We start from the raw sequence: 19323 nt of genomic DNA, 5'->3' as shown, positions 1-19323 counted from the left end.
ATTACAGTCTTTAGTTTTGCGACTCTGGAGCGCACCTTCGAAAATACATCTATCTATGTCTATAACTTCTAATGCAAGGGTATTCACTACATAGATAATCTTTTTGTCGTAGAACTGACCCAGTAATGACGATACAACACTAACCTGATACCATCTACACGAGAATAATTATAGTTTTTTGAGTATAAACGTTGAATGTAATTGACTTTTTTAGTGGCTGCGGCGGGGCAAGCAAAGGATTAGAGCAGGCTGGTTGTAATATCTCATTAGGGATAGATTTCGAACCGAATGCTGCTTCGACTTATAAAGCCAATTTCCCAGACGCACAGTTTATTTTAGATGACGTCAGAAATATAACAGTTGAAGATATTGTTACCAAAGTTCCCAATATCACCGAAGAGCCTTTGTTAATATGTACTTGCGCGCCTTGCCAGCCTTTTTCAAATCAAAACAATAAAAAGTCTGATGCTGATATAAGAAGAACTCTTTTAGATGAAACACATCGGTTTATATTAGCCTTTAATCCTGAATATATATTGCTTGAAAATGTACCAGGAATGCAAAACGTTAACCCTAATGTCGAAGGGCCATTCTGTCGCTTTCTATCTTTCTTGTCAAAAAACGGCTACCAACACTTAAAATTTATCGCAAAGTCCGAAGAATACGGCGTCCCACAAAAAAGAAAAAGGTTGGTTCTATTAGCAAGTAGACTCGGAAGAATAGAGGAACCAGAGAAAACACACGGTGTAAATGGTATCCCATACGTTACAGTCAGAGACGCAATTTTTATGCTACCAGCACTTCGCGCGGGAGAAGTATCTGGCGAAGATCCAGTTCATAGATGCTCTAATTTAGATTCTATCAATCTTGAACGAATTAGTTTGACACCTGAAGGGGGTGATAGAAGGAATTGGCCCACCAGGTTGGTAAATAAAGCTCATAAAGATTATGACGGACACTACGACACATATGGGAGGATGAGTTGGGACAAACCATCACCTACACTAACTACAAGATGTAATGGTTACTCTAATGGTAGATTTGGACATCCAGATGTAAATCAAAATAGGCCAATAAGCATGAGGGAAGCTGCAAACCTTCAAACATTTCCAAGCGACTATATTTTTTCAGGTACACTTACTTCCATGGCTAAACAAATAGGAAATGCCGTACCCTGCGAGTTGGCTAGAAATTTTGGTTTAGCAATTTTAAATCATTTTAATCGCGTTCAGGAAGGACAAGAGTAATGGCTCAGATTAAAACAAAAGCAAGAGCTTTGGATATGTTAGGAAGGCAGCAAATAGCAGGTATTCCAACAGCTTTAAGCGAATTATTTAAGAATGCACATGATGCGTATGCAGACAATGTAGAAGTCGATTACATACGTAAAAGGAACCTTTTAATTCTTCGAGACGATGGTCTTGGGATGACTCGTGATGAGTTTGAAGAGCGATGGCTAACAATAGGCACAGACAGCAAGTTTGTTGATGAAAATAGCATTGCTTTACCTGCAACAAACATGTCGAAAGCCCTTCGTCCTGTTATGGGCGAGAAAGGTATAGGCCGACTATCAATTGCTGCTATAGGTCCTCAGGTACTAGTTTTGACTAGGGCAAAAAGAGAGGATGGTTTATCAACCCTAGTTGCGAGCTTTATAAATTGGACATTATTTTCACTTCCTGCTCTAGATTTAAGCGATATAGACATCCCTTTAATTGAAATTAGAAATAATAAAATGATAACAAATGACCAGTTTTTAAATTTGTTATCGCAAGCAAAAGACAACGTAAAAACATTAAATAATAAAATATCTCAAGATAAAATTGACGCTGTTGTTCATCAGATCGACTCCTTTGAATTCAATCCTGAAGTCTGGTATCGAAACTTGAAAGCTTTTGATGCTAAAGTCGATGACCAATTAAAAAGTGATGGTATCACATCAACTCGAAAGCTCTATTTAGATGAAGACGGTTTTGGAACTCACTTTGTCATATCCCCAGTAGATGAGATCTTAAATGAAGAGGTTGAAGGCGACTTGGCTGCAAGAGCTGCGACAGACCAAGCATCTCGTTTAGAAAAAGCTTTGCTTGGTTTTACCAATACAATGGACAAAGATAATAAACCACCTATTTTGGCTCGTTTTAGAGACCACACAGCAGATGGCTCAGTCGTCGATAGAATAAGTGAATCAATCTTTTTTACTCCACAGGAATTTGAGCAATCTGACCATCATATCAAAGGCTCATTCAACGAATTTGGTCAGTTTACAGGTACCGTAACTATCTATGGTGAAGAAAAAAGAGAATATGTATTGTCTTGGCCTGAAGGACTTAACAAGCCTGTAACTTGTGGACATTTTAAAATTAATTTGGCTGTCATTATGGGAACTGCCAGAGAATCAAAACTACCAAATGTCTTATGGCAAGAAATTTACCATAAAACCAACAAAATCGGTGGGCTGTACATTTATAGAGATGGAATTCGCGTTCTTCCTTATGGTGATTCAGATGTTGATTTTTTACACATTGAGCAAAGAAGAAGTAAGACTGGTCAAGCTTTCTTTTCCTATCGTAGGATGCTTGGAAGCGTCGAGCTAACTAAAGAAAACAATTATGCATTACACGAGAAAGCTGGCCGAGAAGGGTTTATAGAAAATAAGGCTTATAAACAATTCAAATCAATTTTAGAGAACTTCTTTATACAAGCAGCACGCGATTTTTTTAATGAAAAAGGTGACTTATCAGAACAATTTTTACAAATAAGGTCAAGACATCAAGAAGCATATGATTTACTCAAAAAGCGAGAGAACCTTACAAGCACCAAGAAAAAAAGGCTGCAACAGCAACTAGAAGTGTTTTTCAAACGTTACGATAATGACTATTGGAGCAGTCGATTAACAAGTATATCTGAGAAAATCAATTATAGATTTAAAGATTTTGATAAGCAATCTGAGTCTGCCGATGATTTTATTTTTGAAGTTCAAGAGATCTTATCAAATGGACTAAAACCACTAGTAAATAATCTCAATATCACTTTTCCAGCAGGAGTAGGATTTGGTAAAACGCTTACAGACCTGTGTGATTTGTATAAAGTAAAAAAAGATAAAATTCAATACAACATTAATGAACTAAAGACAAAAACAGAAAAACGCTTAGTAGTATTTGAGGACAAATTTGGAAATCGAACAGGTATGCGAAGGCGTTTTACTGATTCTATTGATTCACAAACGGAATTCCAAAAAAAGCAACTCAATGCGGTTTATTACAAAGCTAATAAAGTACTAGAAGAATTAGAAGGCTGGACTAAGGACGAAATTTCTAGAAATAGAGAATTAGCTAAAACGACTCTAGAACAGGTTAAACATGATCTATCTTCTGTAAGCTTTAATGAAAGATCTGCTGATGAGTTATATGAGCTTAAAGCCTCCCTAGAGGGAAAAATAACTGAAACAGCAAATATTGTTCTAGAGAGGGTAGAACATATAGCTGAACAAATTCAGACAATCAGAGAAGGTAATGAGCAAAATTCAATAGCAGGAAATAAGCTTACTGAAATACTTGAGTCAGAATATGAACATCTAAAAGAAGTAAATGATCGAAATTCTGAAATGGTCCATTTAGGTATGGCGATTGGAATTATACACCATGAGTTTAGCGGAAATGTATTGGGTATAAGGCGAGCATTAAAGGAAATGCAACCCTGGGCAAATAAAAATGAAAAACTCAATTTGATATACGAAGATATTCGGAGCGGTTTTGAACATCTTGAAGGTTACCTTAAAGTGTTCACTCCACTCACTAGAAGATTAACTAGAAAGAAAGTATCTATAACAGGTAAAGCGGTATCTGATTTTGTTAATAGTGTTTTCTGGGATCGTTTAGACAATGAAAAAATTCAATTAAAGGTTACCGATAACTTTTTAAAGCAAAGCATTATAGGATTTACCTCTACTATATACCCCGCGATCATAAACCTAATCGATAACTCTATTTTTTGGCTTGGCAAAGCTAGTGGGGAAAAAGTAATAACATTAGATGCTACAAGTACTGGTTTTATCGTAAAAGATTCAGGCCCTGGTATTCCAACTATAGATAAAGATAATGTGTTCGAATTTGCTTTCTCTCGAAAATCTGGCGGCCGCGGAATGGGTTTATACGTAGTAAGAAAGACACTAGAAGATGAAGGGTTTGAAATATCGTTAGCTCCATATAACCCTAATGAAGGGGCGTGCTTTACTATAGCACCCAAACTAGAACAAGCAGTAATCGATGCAGAGGCGTAAGGGATGACACCAGTGTTAAGTTTTAAAGAAAACTCGAAAAAGATTGCACAGCACTTTCTACAATCGGTTGTAGCAGTAGATGACAATATTAAATTTGAGCCAAGACCTGATTTGAGCAATGAAAAATTAATAGAGCCTGATGATGCTGATTTGGGTGAATTTGAGACTGGTGGCAATAAACAGGAAGTGACCCCAGCTCTTTCTCATGAGCTATATTATCAAGATTTATCTCACGAATTTGCGATTAAAGGAATTATATGTGGTGGTTTTGCACCTGAAGGCGATGTCGCATCTTCATTGAAAGCAGTTGTTAATACATCTAAGAACGCTGATATCACAATACTAGATTGGCAAATGGATATAGGTGCGCCTGATGGCGAATTTGCAACAAATACGATCCTTAATATATCTGAGATTGATATTAAAGAAGGTGGGAGAACTCGGTTAATTTGCATTTATACCGCAAAAGAAGCGAGCGCGGTTGTAGATACACTTCAAAAGTCACTTAATTCTCTTCAGCCAAATGTATCTAAGTGCACTTTAACTTTTGGTTTATCTAACTTAACACATTGGAAAATTGAAGTAGTTAATAAAGGTGATACCCAAGAGATTGAGTTATGTGAGTATCTTATTGATTCGTTTACAGAGTTAACAGCAGGCCTTTTATCTAATGCTGCATTATCTTCTATTGCTTCGATTCGTGACAATACCCACAATTTGTTGCATAAATTCAACAAGGAGCTTGACACTGCTTACCTATCACATGTTTTAGGTTTAATTTCTTCGCCTGATATGCGCGAACAAGCAAATGAGGTTGCATTTGATTATGCTGTAGATCTAATTTCAGAAGAGTTGAAGTCAGAATTACAAATAAGCCAAATCGTAAAAGATAGCTTATCAAAGGAAATATTAAAGTCATGGCCTCAACACATGAGTCCAAAACAAAAAGCTAATCGTTTCAAAATTAAGATGGGTTCAAAAAAGGTTGAATTTAACAACAAGACGATGGAAAAGCTTATATCTGCTTCAAAAGAAGAAGACTTAATTACAGTCCTAGAAGATGATTTAGATATAAAAGGAAATAAAGAAACATCAACGATCGATACATTTAACAAAGCTCTAATACAATTGAGTTTTGATAATTACAGTACGGAGCCATTACTTGATTTGTGCTCTTTAGAAAGCACTAGGCGTGACATTGTTAGCCTTAAAAAGCATACACCAGTACTCAAGCAAGGAACATTGATAAAATGTAGGCATAGCAAGTTTTATCTTTGTATTCAGCCAGTATGTGACACTGTCAGATTGACCGGCAATCAAAGCTTCACTTTTATAGAAACACGGCTAAGTAATGGTGATTTTACTCATGTCATGAGAAAAAGGGATGGCCATTTGAAGTTAAAAATAGTTTCCTCGGTTAAACAATTAAAGTCTATCTGTTTCCAAGCTAATGATGAGAAGAAGACCGTACTTTCAGTCATCAACGCTAACGAAACTCCAGAATTTTTAAGTGAGGCGAATGAAAAATACGAATGGTGCGGTGAATTCAAATTTACAATATCTCAAGCTATTGTTAATGGTTTGGCTGCACAGCTTGCTAGAGTAGGTTTAGATTCTTTTGAATGGTTGCGACAAAAGCAAAAGTAGTATCGAACAATGTACCAAGGAAATAATTTTCAATAGCATACCACGGGATATGGGAAGCTTTGCTGCAATAGCTTTTTAAGTGTCGCAGCCGATAGGATTCGAACCTGTGACCTTGGCTTTTTGGGCGGCCCTTCGAAAAGTTGTATACATCGATATTTAAGATACTCAACCGGTTGAGCATAGCGAGAGCAACGGTTGTCTTGTTTTATTTATACTAAGATGCGCATTAGAGGATGATATGAAGATCAACATACTGAAAGATCTCTGCGTCGTTACCAAAGATAGTAGAAACTCTGAGAGCTGGGCGCAAAGTGGTTCAATTTAATGTAATGGCGAATATCAAATAGACATCTCTAATCGTGAAGCTTAACCTGAAATGTCACTACAGATATGCTCTATTGATTTTTCCCCAACCCATGAAAAACCTCAACCGCCCTATCAAAGCTTTCATCATGCTCATAATAAAGTTGGCTTAGTCGGCTTTTCTTTATTTGGTAGGTTTCGCTGGCAAAGGCTAACGCTTCTCTGAAGCTCTCGAATTCTTCATCGAACACTTTAAACACTTCGCGCTGCGGTTTGGCTACCCGCGTTATGCTGCCGTTTACTTCATAGTCGAACCCAGCAAATTGAAGCCGTGAAAGGGCTTCTTTGCCTAAATGCATGCCGCCTTTAAGGCTTATTTGAAATGCGGTATCCATTTCTTCAATTTCATCCATGCTCCAGTGGTTAAACACTCTAATGGCTTTTTCATATTTTGCTGCCAATAGTTTTTTTAACACAGTAATTCTGGGTTCTAGCGTGCCGCTGTTTTCATTTTTAAGTAGGTCGCAGCATTCATTGCATGAGGGTACACAAATAAAATCAGCACTTGAGTTTACGTCTCGCCAGTCGTGAATAAATTTTATGGGTGGGATAAAGTCGGGGCGTGCCGCTTCGCAGCCACAGTAAATACAGCGGTTAAAGTCAGCCGAGCGTACCGCGTTTAGTGGTTCGTAGAATTTTTGATAATTCTTTACTGACATGCTGCTATTTGCTACTTGCTACTTGCTAAATGTTTAAGAATTTAGGGCAATTGATGGTAATTACGGTAGCACAACTAGTTTCTAGAAAAAGTTAATTGTGCCGTTTTAAAAACAAAAAATGCATCCTAACATGCCAAATGCTGAGCCGAATTTAAGCTTAATGTTCACCAAGCGTCGATGGTTTTATTGTTAAGCTTTTTGATTACGTACCGCTAATTGAGTTTATAATGGCGGTTAAACAGTTTTTGAATTACATCGACCAACCTGAGTAGAACATGGCCCATAAAGTACGTTATAAGTTTAATGGTGTGGCAAAAGAGATAAATTTTTCATACAGCCGCTATCAAAATATGCATGAAGCAGTGGCCGATGCTGAGGGAATAGACCTTACCCAGTTTTTGCAAACTGAACAGCAACTTGCCTCAATCAGTAAAGATAAAAAAACCGTAAGAAATTTTAGAGATGCCGAATTTGTAAAAATGGGATTTTCTGATTTGTACTTCTTAAAAAATGGTCAAGAATGATAGTTCACGTCCCTGCGACCCACAACAATGCTTAAATGATTTTGGGCATTAGTACGTGCAAAGTTAAACGTTAAGAACGCGTTGGAAAACGGGACAACAACCCCGTTTGAACCATTAGCCGGTTTAGCAGGCGGGCTGCTTATTGGTACGTCAGTGGTGTTGTGCCCTTTTTCCTTTCAATAAACCTACGCCCAATGCAGCCATGGTTATCGCAACAACACCATTTAGATAGTTAAAAAATGCATAGGGCGCGTAGTCGAGAACCTCAACCCCTAGGGTTGCAGAGTAAAACGCCCCCGCTGTTGTCCAAGGAATAAGGCCCGTGGTCATGGTGGCGCCTTCTTCCACTGACCGAGACAGCACGGCAGGATCAAGCTTCTGTTGCTGATATTTTGATTTAAACAATTGGCAATTTAAAATAATAGAGATATACGCCTCGCCCATTGCCACGTTTCCTAAAAAACCAGATGCTATGGTAACGGCGATTAACGTTGCGGTGCGCTTTACCCTTTTAATAATGCCCGACAATAACGCCGCTAAAAAGCCTGTACCGTGTAATATTCCGCCCAATGCTATGGCCATTAACGCGAGTAATAGCGTCCAACTCATACTGCTGATGCCGCCCCGGCCTAGTAATGCATCTAAATTTGCTATACCTGTATTTTGTGGGGTGTTTTCCCAAAGTGCGTTGAGTACGCTAATTGTGCTGGTGTCTTGGTAGAAAATAGCGATGATAACGGCAAGAAGAATGCTGCATGACATGGCGACTTCAGCTGGGACTTTTTTAATGCTCATAACCGTTAGCAACACCAGCGGTAACAAAGTAATGTAAGGCGCAAGGTTATAGTGGCTGGCAAGCGCTGCTTTGATTTCGTATATCTCCTCAACATTTAAACTTTGGCTTGCGTAGGTAAATCCCATAACTAAGAAAATTACGAATGTTAGAAGAAAGCTAGGCAGTGTAGTTAGCAGCATGGCATACATATGCCGATAAATAGTGGTGCCCGCACTCATCGACGCGAGATTGGTGGTATCAGAAACCGGAGACATTTTATCGCCAAACGTAGCACCACACACCACCATGGCCGCGATGATAGGTAACGGAATATTCATGGCTTCGCCAATGCCCATTAGCATTACCCCCATAGTTCCCACCGTGCCCCACGACGTACCTGTGGCTACCGACATTACCGCACACAGAATTAGTCCCACCGCTAAGAATATACTAGGGTTCAGCCAACTTAGGCCGTAATAAATGAGGGTTGAGATAGTGCCGCTTTGCATGAAGCTGGCGATCACCATTCCAATAAGGATAAAAATATATATTGCCGGCATTGCCCGCGTTAATGCACTGGTCATTAGCTCACGGATTTGCAGGTATTTGTACCCTAAACTAAAAGCATTAATACCAGCCCAAAGCAAACACAAGAAAATTAGTGCATGCAGGCTAATGCCTAAGCCAAACAAACCGCCCGCTATCAACGCTACAATAACGCTGAAACATAGCAATGACTGGGCAAAGCTGGGGCTACGCATTGGGTGAGGCGAAGTTAAAGACAAGTTGTCACACTTAAAAATGAAGTAGTGAGAAGGAGTATAACTACTTTGAAAAGTCTTGTGACTAAGAAAAATTAATACATTTGGAAGAAATGGCGCACCCGACAGGATTCGAACCTGTGACCTTCGCCTCCGAGAATTAAAGTTTACGAGTTTCGCATTGCTGAACCCCAGCACGACGGAACACCACACTGGCACATGCTTATATTCGTTCAGCAAGAGCAGGCAGAACAGTTCAAAGGAATCATTGAGCATTATGCGTTACGCGAAGATGGTGACGAAGCGGGCGCAATAGAGAACCGCTGCGACTTTAAAGACATTGATTACTCAAGAGGCAGCGCTATAGGCTACATAGCAAAATACGTAAGTAAGAACGTAAATGGTGCGAACTTAGACAGTGATATTGACGGTGGTAATGCAATAGAAGCATCGCAACGTGTAGAGGCTTGGGCTAGTTGTTGGGGCATACGCCAATTTCAGCAAATAGGGGCAGGCTCAGTAACCGTATGGCGTGAACTAAGAAGATTGAAAGAGTTACTAGGTGAAAATGAAAGCTTCTCAAAAATACATGACGCCGCTGACAAAGGTGCATGGGCTGAATTCGTAACGTTAATGGGTGGTGTATTCTGTAAGCGGGATGAGCAACCTATACGTCCTTTATACAAAGAGAAAGTGAACACAGATACGGGTGAGCTCAAACAAACTTACTTTGATGAAGTTATTTCGATTTCATTGCGAGGCGTAAAGCTAGGAGAAAAAGAAGTGATTACCCGAGTTCATGAATGGCGTATTGAAAACCGTGGAACTAGAGCCGCATAGCGGCTCACATGCTTTTACTTGGAGTTCTGTAAATAAGTATACTAATTAACAAATTGCAATCGATCGAAGAAAGAAAGACAGACAGACAAAAGTTTAAAGGCAACATTTTTTGTATTTTTTGTTAGAACCACAATAACAAGGATCATTTCTACCAATTTTTTTACCTTTATCTGCTATATGTTGCAGCGACTTTAAAGATGATTTTTGTTGCATAGTATGTTTTGTGAGTATACTAAACTCATGCATCAACCCTTTGACATGCTCTCTTTCCACCTTGGTTAATACACTGTCAAATTCACAACAAAGAATGTCAGTAGACCTGCCTTCTGCATGCTTGGGCTCTGTAGCAATAACAACCACTTGTTCTATTTGTGGGTAATGATATTTAATACTAAGTGAATAGGCTTCCGCTACAGAGACTCTTTCTTCTCGGTATTTTTCGTAGCCTTCATTCTTATGTCTAGGCCAGAAGAGAAATATGAAACATTTATTTTTTTTAGATAGGGACTGGACTATCGCTGAGCTTCTATGATTTGACGGCACACGGGCAAGCTTATCGAGGTAATGCTGAGATAAGATAGCCCGTGAAAATCTGCTTTCCTCAGCCATCAGTCTTATTGCTGTTTCATGTGTGCTAAAAGTTTGGCTCTGTCCAAGCCCTACATTTCCACTCAGTATCAAATTCGAAAAGTCATTTATCAACATGTCCCAGAAGTGGCTATCTGAATTTAATTTTAGCTTGTGCTGATACTCTACAGATTCCCTATATTCTTCCCAGACCCCAGTATCAATCGCTAAGGCCCTATCGGATTTTGGAGCTGGATGAGCCAGAGTTGACAGCCCATCATCCGCTGCTGGATTCGAAAGATAAAATGCCAGTAACTCCTCCTCACCTGCAACTACTGCGACATTCTCTGTCCTTAAAAAGTATTCCTTTTGAAGCAGATAGTTTGCAAAGTCTACTATCGTATTAAGCTGTTTCATAAGCAGCTTTAAAGCAGAAGTATCGAGAACATGCACAAATGTTTTGTTTGGATAAAGATCCCCTGTGAAAAAAGGAGTTTCTAAACAATCCTGTGCGTTTAGGCTTGGAAGAAGAAATAATGTTCCAGAACTACCACCGAAATGGCTTTTTATCGGTTCTTCAATGTTCGAGGTTACTGCTATCAGATGTATTTTTAGCTCACTGTCACTCAAGTCCAGCGGGAACGGATTTTGACATTCTTTGTCCAGAAAAATTCTATCTGGGAACCTCTTTATCCATGTCTCAGCCCCAAATAGCTGATTCGCAGAATTTATGACTGACTTCTTAAACCATCTCTTCCAAGCCACTCCTTGATTTTTAGAAGAGTTAAATTTGATATCTTTATCCGAAAATATAAATACATGCTTATCGAATACAACCAGCAAGTCGCAAAGCTCTTTGCCAATCCCAACACCGGAAGTTTTCCCTTCGTCGGTAAATACATTTGGATAGCTCCATAACCCAAAAAAACTTTTGTCCGAGAGTTCTACTAGCAGCTTTTCAGTGGGAGTTGTTCCCTCACTTTTGATCGTTGGCGCAAGCATTGTTCATCCTTAATGTGCTTTCATAAATCATAGATTCACAAAAAAGGGTTTAATTGACAACATTAACTGCTACACATTTGCTACATATTTCAAAAAGGGAATTTTTCGAAGAAGAGAATGGAACTACAGCCCTTTAAAAATGGCGCACCCGACAGGATTCGAACCTGTGACCTTCGCCTCCGGAGGGCGACGCTCTATCCAGCTGAGCTACGGGTGCATTGATAATGGCTTAATATGATAAAAATTTAACCTGTTCTAAAGGAATAAGAACGTGGTGTTGTTAAACTTCCTGCTTAAGCGCGGCGTAATAATACTTAGGCCATGGGCTCGCATCAACTGGTTTGTGTAATTCTCTTACTTTAATGGGTTTTGAAAGTACTTTATCCCTACTTTTTATAGGTAATTGATAGCAAATAGTTGTTCGGGCTTGAATTACCGTTATAATCTGGCCAGTTATACTTTAATTTAAAGTTCATGATTGCCTGGAGACAGATGTGAAATTGAAAACCTGGTTTATTGTTGCAGCTACAGCACTTACTGTGTTTGCGGCGCAAGCACAAGAAATGAGTAACGACGATATTGCTAACCGTATTAAACCGGTTGGTCAGATACACGTAGCTGGCGCGGAAGCTGCTGGTCCTGCTGCTGCAGGTGGTGGTGCTAAGTCGGGTGAAGATGTTTATAACTCTGCCTGTGTAGCGTGTCATAGTTCTGGTGTGCTTGGCGCACCTAAAGTTCACGTAGCCGCTGATTGGCAGCCTCGTTTAGACGAAAAAGGCCTAGATGGCGTATGGCAAAATGCCCTTAACGGTATAAACGCTATGCCTCCTCGTGGTACTTGTGCTTCGTGCTCAGATGATGAAATTAAAGCCGCAATTGAGTACATGATTGAAGGTATCTAACCTTCGACATTTACTAACAATATGTTGGAAAAAGTAGCGTTTTTCGAGTAGATCGGGTAATTTAACTGCATCTAAGAATAAGCTCTTTTTACTTGCCGGCGAACGGAATGTCATCAGATTCAACGCAATATGAGTTGACAGAAGAAGAGCTGCGGGAAATTATACCGCAGCTTCAACAACTCACTAATAAATATAAGCGTGCTGAACGAGTTCAGAAAGCGCTATTCGACATTTCCGAGCTTGCAAGTTCTGTTAGTCATCTAAACCGTCTTTACACCGCAATCCATGAAATCATTGCCGATTTCATGAACGCCGATAACTTCTTTGTTGCCTTCTACGAACAAGACAGCCAAATTGTCGACTTCGCCTATTTCGTTGACGAGTTTGACGAACAAACCGTAAAGCAGTTACCCGCAAATTCCTTAATGGATGGCATGACGGGTTTTATATTGCGCACCGGTCAGCACTTATTCTACAAGCGTGAAGAAGAAGAAGTTTTTGCTGAAGATCACGGTATTAAACTAGTAGGCTCGCAGCCTTTTGAGTTACTTGGGGTTCCACTTAAACGTGGCAGCCAAGTGATTGGCGCTATGGTGGTTCAAACCTACGATGAAGGTGTGCATTACACCCAAGAAGACCTCGAAGTACTTCTGTTTGTTTCTCAGCACATTGTTACCACGGTAGACAGGGTTAAAAACCGTGAACTAACCGAACGTACCATTCGTGAACGTACTCGCCAGCTAAGAAAAATTAACGACGACCTTCAAGAGGAAATTCTTGAGCGCCAAAAAGTAGAGTCGTTACAACAAGCCTTATTTGAAATTTCTGAATTAGCGGCCAACCTAGAAGGCGACATGTCGGTCTTCTATTCTAGCCTGCACGAAATTCTAGCCCGCCTTATTAGTGCGCCAAACTGCTTTATCTCTATTATTGATGAATCGAAGCAAATGCTAGAGTTTCCGTATTTCAGTGATGTTGAAGACACCGGCGTTGAAGCTAGGCCTATGGGCTTAGGTTTAACGGAATTTGTACTGCGTACCGGCCAAGCTGAACTGATTAACCCGCCACGGGTACTGGAACTTGCCGAAGCGGGTGAAATAGATGTGTCTGTTGCCCAAAGCATGCTAAACAGTGCCAACTCTTGGCTTGGGTCACCCCTAGTGGTAGATGGTGAAGTGTTTGGGGTTATTGCGGTACAAACCTATGGTAAGCATGCCAAATACAACGCCAGAGACCTAGAGTTACTGCGCTTTGTTTCACACCATATTGCGGTAACCATGGAGCGTAAGCGCAGTACTGAAGAAATTCAACGCCATAACAGTGAGCTTGAGCTTAGGGTTGCCGCGCGTACTGCCGAGCTCGATAGAGCCAACAAATACTTAAAGCAGCAAATTGAAGAGCGTAAGGAAATTGAGCTTAAGCTTATTCACGATGCACATCACGATTCACTCACCGACCTTCCGAACCGTTCAATGTTTACCAGCAGGCTTGAATTAGCCATTGCCAGTAAGCAGCGTTACACCGAAAATTACTTTGCGGTGTTGTTCATCGACTTGGACCGATTCAAAGTTATTAACGATACCTTAGGCCATCACGCGGGTGATGAGTTCTTAGTTGAAGTGGCTAGACGTATTGCATTATGCATTCGTGGGCATGACTTACTGGCCCGCTTAGGTGGCGATGAGTTTGTTGTTTTACTCGATAACTTTGAAGATTTAACCGATGTGCAAGAAGTGGCATCGCGTATTATCAACTCAATCTCCGAGCCTTTTTTGTTGGAAGGCCGAGAAATGTATTCGGGTGCCAGTATCGGCATTGCTAATTTAGAGTCGTATTACCGTAGTGCCGATGAAGTGCTGCGTGATGCTGATGCTGCTATGTATCAGGCAAAAACATTGGGCCGAGGCCGATTTGTTATGTTCGATAAGAGCATGCGCGACCGCTTAATTGAAGAGCTTGAGCTAGAGAACGAATTTCGCCGTGCCTTGCGCGATGAAGAGTTTGAATACTTCTTGCAGCCTGTTATTGATTTAAGAGACAACACAACGCTTTATAACGAGATGTACGTGCGTTGGAGCCACCCTACTTTCGGCAAAATAGCCCGAGAGCAGTTTCGCCAAGTGGCCGAACAAAGTGGCTTAACATTAGATTTAGATTTGTTTCAGTTACGCAAAGCTTGCGAGCTACTGGCTCACGCGAAAACAACAGGCGAAGACACTGGCCGAATTGCGGTAAACGTTTCTATTATTCATTTGCTGCAAGCGTCTATGGTGAATCAAATGATTTCGCTTATAGACGAATACAAAATATCGCCTCATGATTTAGTATTTGAGTTTGATGAAAACGATTTAAATCGTCGTTCGCAGTTTATTTTGCCCGCTATTAAGAAGTTGAAACGTGCTGGGGTGACCTTAGTGCTTGATAACTTTGGTAGTGGGTTAGCGTCGCTTAGTTACTTATTCGCCTACCCGTTCGATTTCATCAAAATTGACCACAGATTTGTGCGCTCGCTACCGCGTTCACAGCGAAACCTTAAGCTTATTCAATCGGTGATGCTTATTTCTGAACACCTTAAATTTAAGGTAATTGCCGAAGGGGTTGATTCACCTGCACAGCTAAATGCGCTTACCGACATTGAGTGTAATTACGCCCAAGGTAAAGTGCTTACTCGCGCAACCGTGCTTGATATGAAACAGCTAGCAGGCTAGCTGTTTGTTGCTATCTTCCCCTGCTAGTTATTACTAACACCTTTTAATTCAGATTATCAGCGCAGTTTGTTGTAGGGGCCTGTATTACCTTACGTTCATAGCCGTCAACGCTGTTAGCACTATTTCTTACCCAGCATATCTCTTAAATTAGCAATACTGCTTTGGCCTTTTTGCTGGCGTACCTCGGCACTTTCTTTCGGCTTTTGGTTTTCCCATTGAAGGTCGTCTGTGGGCAACTCGTAAAGAAAGCGGCTTGGTTCAGGGTTTATAACTTCACCGAACTGGCGGCGTTCTTTGGCTAGGCTGAAAATAAGCTCTCGCTGCGCACGAGTAATGCCTACATACGCGAGGCGGCGCTCTTCTTCTACGTTGTCTTCATCTACACTGCTTTGATGGGGTAACAAACCTTCTTCCATACCTACTAAGAACACAATTGGAAACTCTAGTCCTTTAGAAGCGTGCAGTGTCATTAGCTGTACTTGGTCGCCATCACCGTCGTCTTCGCCTCGCTCCATCATGTCGCGCAAGATAAGGCGGTTTACTACTTCGGTAAGGTTCATAGGGCTATCAAGCTCGTTGCCTTCTAGCATGTCGGTTACCCAGCCAAACAACGTACTTACGTTCGCCATGCCCATTTCAGCCGCTTTAGGGCTAGCGCTTTGCTCGTATAACCACTCTTCGTAGCCCATCGACTTGATCATGCCGCGAAGGGCATCTTTAGTTTCGCCACGAGTCGCGTTGTCAGACACTTCCACTATCCAACGAGCAAACCCCGATACGGCATCGTATGCTCTATCCGACAACACGCTGTTTAAATTTGGGTGAGTGGCCGCTTCAAACATGGGCACGCCTAAGCTGTTCGCAAAGTTACCTAGCTTTTCTAGTGTAACGCGCCCTATGCCGCGACTTGGCGTATTAATTACACGTAGTAAGGCATTATCGTCGTCTTGGTTCACCAACAAGCGCAAGTAAGCCATGATGTCTTTCACTTCGGTACGCCCGAAGAACGACATACCGCCACTAATTTTATAAGGAATGCGGTTGCTCATTAGTAACTTCTCGAACAAGCGGCTTTGATGGTTTCCTCGGTACAAAATAGCGTAGTCTTTAAACTTAGTACGGTTCATAAACTTGTGCGCTAGCAATTCTGCAACCACGCGTTCAGCTTCATGTTCTTCGTTTTTCGCTTCTATAACTCTAAGCGGTTCGCCATATTGCAGCTCAGAGAACAGGGTTTTGTCGAACAAGTGCGGGTTGTTCTGAATAAGGATGTTTGCGCAATGCAGTATTCGCCCTGAAGAGCGGTAGTTCTGCTGAAGCTTAATAACGTTCAAGCGCGGGAAATCTTGCTGTAGCAAGTTTAAGTTCTGTGGCTTGGCACCGCGCCATGAATAAATAGATTGGTCGTCGTCGCCTACTACGGTGAAGCGAGAGCGCTCGCCTACCAATAGCTTTACTAGTTCGTACTGACTGGTGTTGGTATCTTGGTACTCATCCACCAGCAAATAACGAATTTTGTTTTGCCACTTGGCCCGTGCGGTTTCACTGGTTTTTAATAGCAGTGTGGGCAATAAAATAAGATCATCGAAATCAAGGGCGTTATAGGCCCGTAAGTTATCTTGATAGCGCTTGTAAGCTTCTGCAAACTCTCGCTCACCGGTACTGGTGGCTTGTTTTAGTAACGCTTCGGGCAGCAGTAAGTCGTTCTTCCAGTTTGAAATACAGCTTTGTAATAGTGAAAGCTGATCTTTGTCGCCATCTATCGTGTCTCCGGTTAAATCGGTTAACAGTGCCAACGAGTCTTTGTCGTCGAACAATGAGAAACCAGGTTTTAAGCCTAGCTCTTTAATATGCGCTTTTATAATGGTTAGCCCCATGGTGTGAAAGGTACATACCTTCAAACCACGTGCCTCTGGCTTCCCTAGGGTTTCGGCTACCCGCTCTTTCATTTCTCGGGCGGCTTTGTTGGTAAAGGTTACCGCTGCAATATACCGTGCTGGCATATCGCAATTTCTGACAAGGTGCGCAATTTTGTTGGTAATAACCCGAGTTTTACCACTGCCGGCGCCCGCTAATACTAAGCAGGGGCCAGACACAAAGGTGACAGCTGATTGTTGCGCATCGTTTAATTTCATCGCGTTCCTAAATTACGTTCCTAAAAGCTAACAGGTGTAATGTGTGCCGTGCTTACTTTAAAGCGCCTTACGATAAGGCTTGTTTTTGTTTAACGTGCTTTTTCATTGCAAGAAGTGGCGATACCGATAGAATAGAAGCCTATTCTAACGAAGCGCATTATAAGGGAAATCCATGTTGGATCCGAAAAAACTCGAAGATTTAGCGAAACAGATTGCTGACGCCGTACCACCGGGTGTGCGTAACATGGCTGAAGGCGCAGAAGGTAAAATTAAACAGGTTTTACAGTCGCAGCTTTCGAAGCTTGATTTAGTGACTCGTGAAGAGTTCGATATTCAAAGCCAGGTGCTTATTCGCACTCGCGAAAAGTTAGACGCAATGGAAGCTCGCATTGTTCAATTAGAAGCGAAAGCGGCAGAAGCAGCTAAACCTGAGTAGCTAAACGCTAATTTCCACACTCCCTTGCTACACATCGCAATAGCTTTAGACAACGCATGTGATGCAAGGGGATGCTTACTTGCTAAGCCTTTAGCCTCTACAAAAATACCTAGCCTATCCAAAAATTCGCCACTAAACCTAACGTAAATACCAAGCCTACATAGTGGTTTTCGATAAAAGCGGTAAAACACCCTTCTCGCTGCCGGTGCTTAATAAATTGGTACTGACGATAAAACAACCCTACCCCAATGATTAGCGATAGGTAATACGGCCAGTGCGCTTCAATAGCCCCGCCGATAAAGTACAAAATCGTTAATGTAGCAGCTTGAAGCCCAATAATGATGGGCACGTCGTACTTACCAAATAAAATGGCGGTAGATTTAACCCCTATTTCTAGGTCGTCGTCTCTGTCTACCATGGCATACATGGTGTCGTAAGCTACCGTCCATAATAGATTTGCCACAAACAACCACCAGCCATACGCAGGCACAGTTTCAGACACCGCCATAAACGCCATCGGAATTGCCCACCCAAAGGCAGCGCCCAATACCACTTGTGGCAAGTGGGTGTAGCGTTTCATAAAGGGGTAACTCGCAGCAAGCAATAGCGCAATAACCGACAAGGCAACGGTTTGCCAATTCAACATAAACACTAACAAGAAGGCCAGTATAATTAGCCCTCCAAACAGGTTTAACGCTTGTTTAGGGGTAACTTCCCCTGTAGCTAATGGCCGCGTGGCGGTGCGCTTTACGCTGCCATCTACTTTTCTATCAGCGTAGTCGTTAATGACGCAGCCCGCTGAGCGCATCACTACCACGCCGGCGGTAAAAATAAGCGCCATGCCTATACTGGGCAAGCCCTCTGATGCCATAAGCAATGCCCAAAAGGTGGGCCAAAGCAGCAGGTAAATACCTACGGGCTTGTCTAGCCGCATCAGGCGAATATACGCATCTTTATTTTCTTTCATATGCTTCAAATTCTGGGTCAGGTTAAAGCTCTGTGCCATTGTCGTACCTTGAATAATAAACGGGCGCATCGGGTAGAAAAACTTCGGCCACTATCATGCTGTCTTCACCCAACGTAAATAATGAACGTCGGCCCCATAATTGTTGGTTGCGCTCAAAGCCTAGTGCCGTGGCAGGCAATTGGCACAATTCAAACTCAGAGCGTATGAACCTAGCATCGTTAAACAACCGCTTACCTAGCGGTTCACTGCCTAAATTTGCTAGTTCTGCTTCTACCAAACGCTGGGGAATAACGGAACGGGCAAAAACCCATGGCAGGGTGTTACCACATAACAGTACTTCTCGTACCTGAAATGCCTGCGAAAGCTGATGTGATAGCTGGTTCGACAGCAGGCTTTGCTCATTGGCATGAAGTGCGGTTTCAGCTTGCCCTAGCACGCTTAACGAAAATTGATGGCAAAGCGACTGCACCCGCTCGGTTAAGGAGCCCGTATCTAGTAACCAATTTTTTAAATACGGATTGTTACGGGGCGCACTGTCGGCTTGCATCCACTCTACATTTAAGCCAACGGGAAAGCTGCTAGGAAAACTCACTACCAAATCTCTGTCATAATTTTACACGATAAAAAAAGTATCATATCACTTGTTGGTGACATGGTGGTTTATCTGATTGCTAATAGCTAGCATATTGATTTTACGTGTACCTTAGTACTTTTGCAGTAGTGTCATTAACCTATGATTTGCTACACTACAGCCT

14 protein-coding genes and 1 tRNA gene are annotated in these 19323 nt (G+C 41.6%); 8 read left to right on the top strand and 7 right to left on the bottom strand.

Annotated elements, in window-relative coordinates; all coding sequences use genetic code 11:
- Window positions 1-191: 191 nt before the first annotated feature.
- From AVL57_RS00425 to AVL57_RS00415, 3 genes are read left to right on the top strand one after another with little or no spacing between them, the layout of a single operon-like run.
- Window positions 192-1247: a DNA cytosine methyltransferase gene (locus AVL57_RS00425; RefSeq protein WP_057794915.1), complete on the top strand. Its 1056-nt coding sequence runs from the start codon at window positions 192-194 to the stop codon at window positions 1245-1247.
- Window positions 1247-4282 carry an ATP-binding protein gene (locus tag AVL57_RS00420; protein WP_057794917.1) on the top strand — a complete coding sequence of 1012 codons (3036 nt, stop codon included), beginning with the start codon at window positions 1247-1249 and terminating at the stop codon, window positions 4280-4282. Before AVL57_RS00425 ends, AVL57_RS00420 begins: the two co-directional genes overlap by 1 nt.
- Window positions 4283-4285: 3 nt before the next feature.
- The gene (locus tag AVL57_RS00415; protein WP_057794919.1) at window positions 4286-5929 is read left to right on the top strand and encodes a response regulator receiver domain; all 1644 of its coding nucleotides are present in this window, start codon (window positions 4286-4288) and stop codon (window positions 5927-5929) included.
- 395 nt (window positions 5930-6324) lie between these two features.
- On the opposite strand, the gene AVL57_RS00410 is transcribed toward AVL57_RS00415, so the two are convergent.
- The gene (locus AVL57_RS00410) at window positions 6325-6951 is read right to left on the bottom strand and encodes a hypothetical protein (protein ID WP_057794921.1); all 627 of its coding nucleotides are present in this window, start codon (window positions 6949-6951) and stop codon (window positions 6325-6327) included.
- Between the two features lie 275 nt (window positions 6952-7226).
- On the opposite strand from AVL57_RS00410, the gene AVL57_RS00405 reads away from it, so the two are divergent.
- Complete coding sequence (locus AVL57_RS00405) at window positions 7227-7475, top strand: DUF2960 family protein (RefSeq protein ID WP_057794924.1); 249 nt, start codon at window positions 7227-7229, stop codon at window positions 7473-7475.
- Window positions 7476-7625: 150 nt separating this feature from the next.
- Here AVL57_RS00405 and nhaC read toward each other — a convergent pair whose 3' ends face one another.
- Window positions 7626-9011 (bottom strand): Na+/H+ antiporter NhaC, encoded by a 1386-nt coding sequence (gene nhaC, locus AVL57_RS00400; RefSeq protein WP_057794926.1) that lies wholly within the window; start codon window positions 9009-9011, stop codon window positions 7626-7628.
- Window positions 9012-9170: 159 nt separating this feature from the next.
- Here nhaC and AVL57_RS00395 point away from each other — a divergent pair, with 159 nt between their 5' ends.
- A complete protein-coding gene (locus tag AVL57_RS00395; protein WP_082605003.1) occupies window positions 9171-9851 on the top strand; it encodes a replication endonuclease in 681 nt (226 codons plus the stop codon).
- 93 nt (window positions 9852-9944) lie between these two features.
- On the opposite strand, the gene AVL57_RS21365 is transcribed toward AVL57_RS00395, so the two are convergent.
- Window positions 9945-11420 carry an SEC-C metal-binding domain-containing protein gene (locus tag AVL57_RS21365; RefSeq protein ID WP_057794928.1) on the bottom strand — a complete coding sequence of 492 codons (1476 nt, stop codon included), beginning with the start codon at window positions 11418-11420 and terminating at the stop codon, window positions 9945-9947.
- Between the two features lie 140 nt (window positions 11421-11560).
- Window positions 11561-11637 (bottom strand) — tRNA-Arg (locus AVL57_RS00385).
- A 277-nt stretch (window positions 11638-11914) separates the two neighbouring features.
- On the opposite strand from AVL57_RS00385, the gene AVL57_RS00380 reads away from it, so the two are divergent.
- Complete coding sequence (locus tag AVL57_RS00380) at window positions 11915-12322, top strand: c-type cytochrome (protein WP_013786129.1); 408 nt, start codon at window positions 11915-11917, stop codon at window positions 12320-12322.
- Window positions 12323-12429: 107 nt separating this feature from the next.
- Window positions 12430-15030 carry a sensor domain-containing phosphodiesterase gene (locus tag AVL57_RS00375; protein WP_057794930.1) on the top strand — a complete coding sequence of 867 codons (2601 nt, stop codon included), beginning with the start codon at window positions 12430-12432 and terminating at the stop codon, window positions 15028-15030.
- 119 nt (window positions 15031-15149) lie between these two features.
- Here AVL57_RS00375 and rep read toward each other — a convergent pair whose 3' ends face one another.
- Window positions 15150-17165 carry a DNA helicase Rep gene (gene rep / locus AVL57_RS00370; RefSeq protein ID WP_057794932.1) on the bottom strand — a complete coding sequence of 672 codons (2016 nt, stop codon included), beginning with the start codon at window positions 17163-17165 and terminating at the stop codon, window positions 15150-15152.
- Window positions 17166-17337: 172 nt separating this feature from the next.
- Between rep and ubiK the strand changes: the two genes are divergently transcribed.
- Entirely contained in the window at window positions 17338-17601 is a 264-nt protein-coding gene (gene ubiK, locus AVL57_RS00365; RefSeq protein ID WP_057794934.1) for a ubiquinone biosynthesis accessory factor UbiK, read from the top strand.
- A gap of 109 nt (window positions 17602-17710) precedes the next feature.
- Here the strand turns inward: ubiK and ubiA are convergent, their stop codons facing one another.
- Together ubiA and AVL57_RS00355 are read right to left on the bottom strand one after the other, a co-directional pair.
- A complete protein-coding gene (gene ubiA / locus AVL57_RS00360) occupies window positions 17711-18568 on the bottom strand; it encodes a 4-hydroxybenzoate octaprenyltransferase (RefSeq protein WP_057796480.1) in 858 nt (285 codons plus the stop codon).
- Window positions 18569-18590: 22 nt separating this feature from the next.
- Window positions 18591-19160: a chorismate--pyruvate lyase family protein gene (locus AVL57_RS00355; protein WP_057794936.1), complete on the bottom strand. Its 570-nt coding sequence runs from the start codon at window positions 19158-19160 to the stop codon at window positions 18591-18593.
- Window positions 19161-19323: the final 163 nt, after the last annotated feature.

This window comes from Alteromonas stellipolaris, from assembly GCF_001562115.1.
Taxonomy (GTDB): Bacteria; Pseudomonadota; Gammaproteobacteria; order Enterobacterales; family Alteromonadaceae; genus Alteromonas; species Alteromonas stellipolaris.
This window is presented reverse-complemented; position numbering and strand designations above follow the sequence as displayed.